Annotated in this window: 9 protein-coding genes; 1 reads left to right on the forward strand and 8 read right to left on the reverse strand. The window is 36.0% G+C overall.

Translation table 11 applies throughout. From position 1 onward, the window contains the following. Window positions 1-58: 58 nt before the first annotated feature. The 8 genes from fabR to metN form a co-directional block, all read right to left on the reverse strand. Window positions 59-676, reverse strand: a complete 618-nt coding sequence (fabR, locus tag JP36_RS03190) for an HTH-type transcriptional repressor FabR (protein WP_039171873.1) — start codon at window positions 674-676, stop codon at window positions 59-61. Window positions 677-678: 2 nt separating this feature from the next. Then, window positions 679-1,593 carry a DNA-binding transcriptional regulator OxyR gene (oxyR, locus tag JP36_RS03195; RefSeq protein WP_039171876.1) on the reverse strand — a complete coding sequence of 305 codons (915 nt, stop codon included), beginning with the start codon at window positions 1,591-1,593 and terminating at the stop codon, window positions 679-681. 65 nt (window positions 1,594-1,658) lie between these two features. Then, a complete protein-coding gene (locus JP36_RS03200; protein ID WP_039163295.1) occupies window positions 1,659-2,087 on the reverse strand; it encodes a DUF2251 domain-containing protein in 429 nt (142 codons plus the stop codon). A gap of 11 nt (window positions 2,088-2,098) precedes the next feature. Beyond that, window positions 2,099-2,575 carry a GAF domain-containing protein gene (locus JP36_RS03205; protein WP_039171877.1) on the reverse strand — a complete coding sequence of 159 codons (477 nt, stop codon included), beginning with the start codon at window positions 2,573-2,575 and terminating at the stop codon, window positions 2,099-2,101. 85 nt (window positions 2,576-2,660) lie between these two features. Continuing rightward, the gene (locus JP36_RS11950; protein ID WP_081964326.1) at window positions 2,661-2,810 is read right to left on the reverse strand and encodes an IS3 family transposase; all 150 of its coding nucleotides are present in this window, start codon (window positions 2,808-2,810) and stop codon (window positions 2,661-2,663) included. 426 nt (window positions 2,811-3,236) lie between these two features. Further along, the gene (locus JP36_RS03210; RefSeq protein ID WP_039134516.1) at window positions 3,237-4,037 is read right to left on the reverse strand and encodes a MetQ/NlpA family lipoprotein; all 801 of its coding nucleotides are present in this window, start codon (window positions 4,035-4,037) and stop codon (window positions 3,237-3,239) included. A gap of 20 nt (window positions 4,038-4,057) precedes the next feature. After that, entirely contained in the window at window positions 4,058-4,723 is a 666-nt protein-coding gene (locus JP36_RS03215; RefSeq protein WP_039171880.1) for a methionine ABC transporter permease, read from the reverse strand. Beyond that, window positions 4,716-5,750, reverse strand: a complete 1,035-nt coding sequence (gene metN, locus JP36_RS03220) for a methionine ABC transporter ATP-binding protein MetN (RefSeq protein WP_039171883.1) — start codon at window positions 5,748-5,750, stop codon at window positions 4,716-4,718. Before metN ends, JP36_RS03215 begins: the two co-directional genes overlap by 8 nt. Before the next feature lie 175 nt (window positions 5,751-5,925). On the opposite strand from metN, the gene gmhB reads away from it, so the two are divergent. Beyond that, a complete protein-coding gene (gene gmhB, locus JP36_RS03225) occupies window positions 5,926-6,489 on the forward strand; it encodes a D-glycero-beta-D-manno-heptose 1,7-bisphosphate 7-phosphatase (RefSeq protein ID WP_039171885.1) in 564 nt (187 codons plus the stop codon). Window positions 6,490-6,510 lie beyond the last annotated feature (21 nt).

Genomic DNA, 6,510 nt, shown 5'->3' on the forward strand with positions numbered 1-6,510 from the left:
ATTTATCCGATGGAAATAAAACCTAGTGTTTGTAGCACTAGGTTTTTTTGCTCCTAAATTAGCTTGATTTATGTTCCAGTAACAGCGTTGCACCTTTTGCGATCATTCTAAGTTGTAGAATAACGCGTTGTTTCAGTGCCTCTCGTTCTTGATTATTCATATCCAGAGCGTGCGAACCGGCGGTAAAAACAATAGTAACCATCCCTTCAGATTGTGCTTTGGCAATATCATCGGGAATATTCTTATCTTTATTCATAATATATTCCGCCAATTCAGCAACAAAATGATTAATTTCTCGTGAAGCTGCCGTTCTGAATTCTTGAGATGTGCCGGAACTTTCACGCAATAGAAGGCGAAAAACATTAGGACGGTTTCCAATAAATTCAAAAAAAGTTTCAACCGAAATAACAATAACGCTACCGCCATCTTCAATTCGCTTTCTAGCTTGACGCATAAGTTGTCGTAAAATTAATCCAGCTTCATCTACCATACTTAGTCCCAAGTCATCCATATCCTTAAAATGACGATAGAATGAAGTCGGCGCAATACCGGCTTCTCGACTAACTTCACGAAGACTTAAATTGGAAAAACTTTTTTCAGCACTGAGCTGATCAAACGCTGCATCAATTAAAGCACGTCTGGTTTTCTCTTTTTGTTTGGCTCTGATTCCGCTCATTTTTAAGCATCTTTAGTTGGTGTAACAAGTAATGGTTTAATATTGTTGCCGATTAACTCCGCAACTCGTTGATAACGAGCTTTTAATGGTGAACCAGGGCGATAAATTAAGCCAATGGTACGATAAGGTCTAGGATTGGTACAAGGAATATACTTAACGCCCTCGCGAGAACGTTCGTTTAAAATTGCCAATTCCGGCATAAAGGTAATACCGGCATTAGCGGCAACCATATTGCGTAATGTTTCTAAACTTGTTGCCTGATAGTGAGTATTCTCTTTTGCACCGGCGACAAAACAGTAACCTAATGCTTGATCGCGGAAGCAATGACCATCGTCCAACATTAGAATTTCATATTGTTTGAGTTTTTCAAGCGGAATTTCATCCTCTTTAGCGAGCGGATGTTTATCAGAAACCGCAATTAACATCGCCTCATCATAAATAGGAATTTCAATAAATGCGGAAGTATCTTTCACTAATGCGACAATTGCACAGTCAATTTGCCCTTTTTCAAGCTGTTCTAATAATTGATGTGTTTGCGCTTCATAAAGATAAACTTCCAATTCAGGGAAAGATTCACGCAACATAGGGATAATATAAGGTAATAAATAAGGCCCGATAGTCGGGATCATCCCCATATGGAGCGGACCTGTCATATCTTTACCTTGGTTACTTGCCATTTCCCTTAATAACTGAACCTCTTTTAGAACATTGCGTGCCTGATCAACCAATAATAATCCGGATTGAGTGAAAAGCACTTTGCGGCTGGTTCTTTCTAATAGAAGAATACCTAACTCATCTTCTAATTTTCTAATTTGACCACTTAATGTCGGTTGGCTGACATGACAAGCATCAGCCGCTTTACGAAAATGTTTATGATCAGAAAGTGCCACTAAATATTCGAGATCTCTAAGATTCATAATGACTCCTTTATAGGTAGTAACGATTAAAAAATAAATTTTAATTGAAACAAACTATAACACAATTATTGGCGAGTACAACCGCTTTGTGGATCGCTTAACCACTGTTTTATCAGATCTTCAGTAATGAGTTTATGTGACCAAAGACTGGTAATATCCGGTTGTGGAAATTGATTATGGTTATAGGCAATTAATTGTTTAAAATCAAAAGCGGCGTGTGGGTAATCATTAATCAATAAAAGGGCAAAATAGCCGTCTTCCGACCAGCAAATTTGTAATTTCCGTTCTATCTGTTTTTGTTCGACTGCGGCAACATTATAGATATGCAAACTATCGACAATCTTTTCTTTTTGTTGAATATCTATGGCATAGAAATAACCACTATCGCCATCATCTTCAAAAATAACAGCTAAATGTGGATGCTGTGTGGAGTGTGTGCCAATTTGTTTAGGTTGGCTAATTAATAATTTGTCTTCAAGAGTTAGATAAAACATAAGATTCTCAGCTAAGGTAGTGTTGATAAGTGTTGTTCAAGTATCGTAATACATTCGGTCAATATTGTTTGTTCTTGTTCAGTGAAACGTGCGAAATAAGGACTATCAATATCTAATACACCGATAATCTCCCCATTTTTATGTAAAGGCAGAACAATTTCAGAATTGCTGGCATTATCACAAGCAATATGACCATCAAATTGATGTACATCATCAATTCTTAATATCCTGTTTTGGGCAACGGCTTGACCGCAAACACCTTGACCGACAGCAATTCGATTGCAAGCAATTTTACCTTGAAAAGGGCCTAAAGTAAGAATATTTTGTGCATTTAACAAGTAAAACCCGACCCAATTAATATCAGCAAGTTGTTGATTTAATAGTGCAGAAGTATTGGCCAGCACACTGATTAAGTTATCATCATCAACAATTAAAGATTGTAAATTATGCGGTAGATGTTGCAAATCGTTATCGGAAAACGAAAACATAAATTCTCCTTATAATAAAAAGACGAAAGATAAAATGATCCGTCCTCGAAAAGTTGGACTACTATTTTAAGGACTGAAGTCTGTATCAAACAGGACTCAGTTCATTTAATGTTAATTGTATTCTGTCCTCATTGTAATAACGAACATATTTTTTGATAACAAATTCCAGTTCTTCAATGCTTTCGAAGGCTTTGCCATAAAAACATTCTACTTTTATCCGACTAAATAGCGTGATTTTTTCATCGCAGGTCGTCCTTTAGATTTGGGATGTAATCTTTCTATACCGGATTGTTGAACAATTACCAATCATTGTCTAATGACACCCGAATTAGCAATACTAAAATTTCTCTGTTTTGAATAGTTTGTATGACTTGATATTTAAAGTCTGGGGTATGGTACGTTTGGTATGCAGCACGGCTAAACCATTTATACTAGAATATTGAGCAATTCAATGTCTTAATGTTCGTTTAGGTACTGTAAATGTACGACAGGTGAAAGAAAGACTTTCGTGGGTGTTGAAAGTAGAAATCAACAGCTTGTTGTTTAAATGTTTGGTTGTATTTGGTCATAAAAAATCTGCACCTCTATGTTGGATAATAAGTCCAATTTTTGGGGTGCAGATCAAAAACTCTTTTAGCTGTTTGAAATGTTAATAATTAAATTACCAACCTTTTACAACAGAATCTTTGAATTCCGTCATTGCTTTTTTATAAACTTCTTCCGTATTGTATGCCTTAACGAAGTTTTGAACATCCGGATCAGCTTTATTATCTTCACGTGCAACAATGATATTGACGTATGGAGAATCTTTATCTTCTACAAATACAGCGTCTTTACTTGGATATAAACCGGCAGCACCAGCAAAGGTATTATTGATGATAGCAAGATCAACCTGACCTAAAGTTCGAGGGATAAGGTTGGCATCAAGTGTTTTGATGTTTAAATTTTTCGGATTATCAACGATATCCAATGTGGTTGGTGTTAATCCGGTACCCTCTTTAAGTTTTAATAAACCCTGTGCTTGTAGTAATAACAAGGCACGGCCGCCATTGGTAGGATCGTTAGGAATCGCTACAGTTGCACCGTCTTTTAATTCCTTAACATCTTTGATTTTTTTAGAATAAGCGGCAATAGGATAGACAAAAGTATTTCCTACGATAACTAAATCAGTCCAACCACGATCTTTCATTTGTGAGTCTAAGTATGGTTTATGTTGGAAAGCATTTGCATCAATAAGTTTATTTTCAAGAGCCGCATTTGGTGTTACGTAATCAGTAAATGGCACTAATTCCACGTCTAGACCATATTTATCTTTTGCGATTTGTTTTGCTGTTTCAGCAACACTCATTTCAGGGCCGACTTGAATGCCCACTTTGATTTTCCCATCTTTAGCGAAAGCTGAGGATGAAAATGCAATAGCTACAGATAATGCACTGATAGTTAAGATGTTTTTGATTTGCATAGAAATCTCCTTCAAGATATTTATTTATGATTAAAGTAACGAACAAGATGATCGCCAATAGTTTGGATAAGTTGCACCATAATGACAAGAATTATAATGGTTGCAACAAGAATCTCCGGCACATAAGTTTGGTAACCGTACTGAATGCCTACATAACCTAAGCCGCCACCGCCGACAGTACCCGCCATAGCAGAATAGTTCACTAAGGAAACCAGTGTTATTGTGAGAGAATTAATGATACTAGGTAATGCTTCAGGTAATAAGAATTTGGTAATAATTTGCAGATTATTTGCCCCCATCGCACGTGCTGCTTCGGTTAAGCCGGAAGGAATTTCCATCAAGGCACCCTCAACCAAACGAGCCATAAAAGGAATGGCAGAAATAGTTAAAGGTACAATAGCGGCGGTTGTCCCAATAAAAGTGCCTAAAATAAACATAGTAAATGGAATAATTGCTACAAGTAGAATGACAAATGGAATGGAACGACCAATATTGACAATAGCGCTTAAAGCAAGATTTAGACTTTTATTTTCTTTAATTTGTCCTGGACGAGTAATAAATAGGATAACTCCGAGTGGAATACCAAAAACAGCAGAGAAAAAACCAGAAGCAAACACCATATAGAGTGTTTCTAAAGTAGCATTACCAATTAAAGTCCACACCTGTGGCGTTAAAACATCAAACATAACCCAATACCTCAACACGAACATTATGCTCGATTAAATAAATTTTAGCTTGTGTAATTGCATCTTCTTCACCTTCCACTTCGGCAATAACAAATCCGAATTTGACACCGCCGGCATAATCAATTTGTGACGTTAAAATACTGAGATCGATACCGAATTTTTTTGATGCTAATGACAACAATGGAGCATCAACGGAACGACCAGTAAATTCAAATTTTATCAATGGATAGGATTCTGGTGAACGAGGTGAATCGCTAAGTTGTGCCAAATATTCATCCGGTAAATTAATGTGAAAAGTAGAGTGGATAAAATCTTGTGCCAATTGTGTTTTTGGATTAGAAAAAATTTCACTGACAGACCCTTGCTCCACCAATGATCCTTTATCAATAATGGCTACGTGATCACAAATTTTTTTCACAACGTCCATTTCGTGTGTGATTAATAGAATAGTGATGCCTAAATTACGATTGATCTCTTTAAGCAATTTTAAGATAGATTGTGTAGTAGCAGGATCCAATGCACTTGTTGCCTCATCACAAAGTAACACTTTCGGATCGTTTGCTAATGCGCGAGCAATTGCAACACGCTGCTTTTGACCGCCGGATAGATTACTCGGATACATTTCTTTTTTATCAGATAATCCGACCATATCCAGTAAACTGTTTACTTTACTATGAATTTGTTCTTTTGGTGTGCCGTTCAACTCCAAGGGCAATGCAATATTGCCGAATACAGTACGAGAGTTTAACAAATTGAAATGTTGGAAAATCATTCCGATTTGACGGCGAGCTAACACTAATTGGCTTGATGTTAGCTGCATAAGATTTTGTCCATCAACAAAGACATTTCCACTCGTTGGGCGTTCAAGTAGATTAACACAGCGAATCAGTGTACTTTTACCTGCGCCGGATGCACCGATAACGCCGACAATTTTACCTTTAGGAATGTCCAATGAAACATTGTCTAAAGCCGTCAGCTGTTTATCTCCAAGCTGAAAAATTTTATAGATATTTTCTAATTTGATCATTTTGTACTTAAATTAAGTTAATGAAGAAAATTAGCGTTATTCTAGACGTCTAGATAGCTATGTCAATAAAATTTTTATAAGATTTAGCTATTAGATAGTAAAATTTAGCACATACGGTTAAGCTAAAAAGAGTAATTTTATTAAAAAAAGATAAGTAAAATTAAAGGTAAATACGATGAAAAAAGCAATATTTTTAGATCGTGATGGCACTTTAAATATTGATTATGGCTATGTACACGACATTGATCATTTCCATTTTATTGAAGGAAGTATAGAAGCATTAAAGGAATTACAAGAGATGGGATATGCTTTAGTGATTGTTACCAATCAATCAGGAATTGCTAGAGGATATTTTACCGAAAAAGAGTTTAATCAATTAACAGAGTGGATGGATTGGTCACTAGAAGATAGAGGTGTGCATTTAGAAGGCATTTATTATTGTCCACATCATCCGAAGGGTATCGGTAAATACAAAAAAGAGTGCGATTGTCGTAAACCAAAAGCAGGCTTATTGTTGGATGCAATTGCAGATTTGGACATAGATCCTCAAAAATCTATTATGATCGGTGATAAGTTGGATGATGTTATTGCCGGTAAAAAAGCAAATGTGGGAACAACTATTTTAGTAAAAACGGGAAAAACAGTAACTGAAGAAATAGCAAGGCAGGCTGATTATCTAATTGATTCTATTGCTTATTTACCAGCATTACTAAAAGAGAAATCTCTAAATAAAGATTGAAAAATAGGCATTTGAAAAAAA

The organism is Gallibacterium genomosp. 1, from assembly GCF_000771875.1.
GTDB lineage: Bacteria > Pseudomonadota > Gammaproteobacteria > Enterobacterales > Pasteurellaceae > Gallibacterium.

What these genes read in the sequence shown, in the direction of transcription:
- fabR (WP_039171873.1), bottom strand. Translation starts at nt 676, where the DNA reads ATGAGCGGAATCAGAGCCAAACAAAAAGAGAAAACCAGACGTGCTTTA.
- oxyR (WP_039171876.1), bottom strand. Translation starts at nt 1,593, where the DNA reads ATGAATCTTAGAGATCTCGAATATTTAGTGGCACTTTCTGATCATAAA.
- JP36_RS03200 (WP_039163295.1), bottom strand. Translation starts at nt 2,087, where the DNA reads ATGTTTTATCTAACTCTTGAAGACAAATTATTAATTAGCCAACCTAAA.
- JP36_RS03205 (WP_039171877.1), bottom strand. Translation starts at nt 2,575, where the DNA reads ATGTTTTCGTTTTCCGATAACGATTTGCAACATCTACCGCATAATTTA.
- JP36_RS03210 (WP_039134516.1), bottom strand. Translation starts at nt 4,037, where the DNA reads ATGCAAATCAAAAACATCTTAACTATCAGTGCATTATCTGTAGCTATT.
- JP36_RS03215 (WP_039171880.1), bottom strand. Translation starts at nt 4,723, where the DNA reads ATGTTTGATGTTTTAACGCCACAGGTGTGGACTTTAATTGGTAATGCT.
- metN (WP_039171883.1), bottom strand. Translation starts at nt 5,750, where the DNA reads ATGATCAAATTAGAAAATATCTATAAAATTTTTCAGCTTGGAGATAAA.
- gmhB (WP_039171885.1), top strand. Translation starts at nt 5,926, where the DNA reads ATGAAAAAAGCAATATTTTTAGATCGTGATGGCACTTTAAATATTGAT.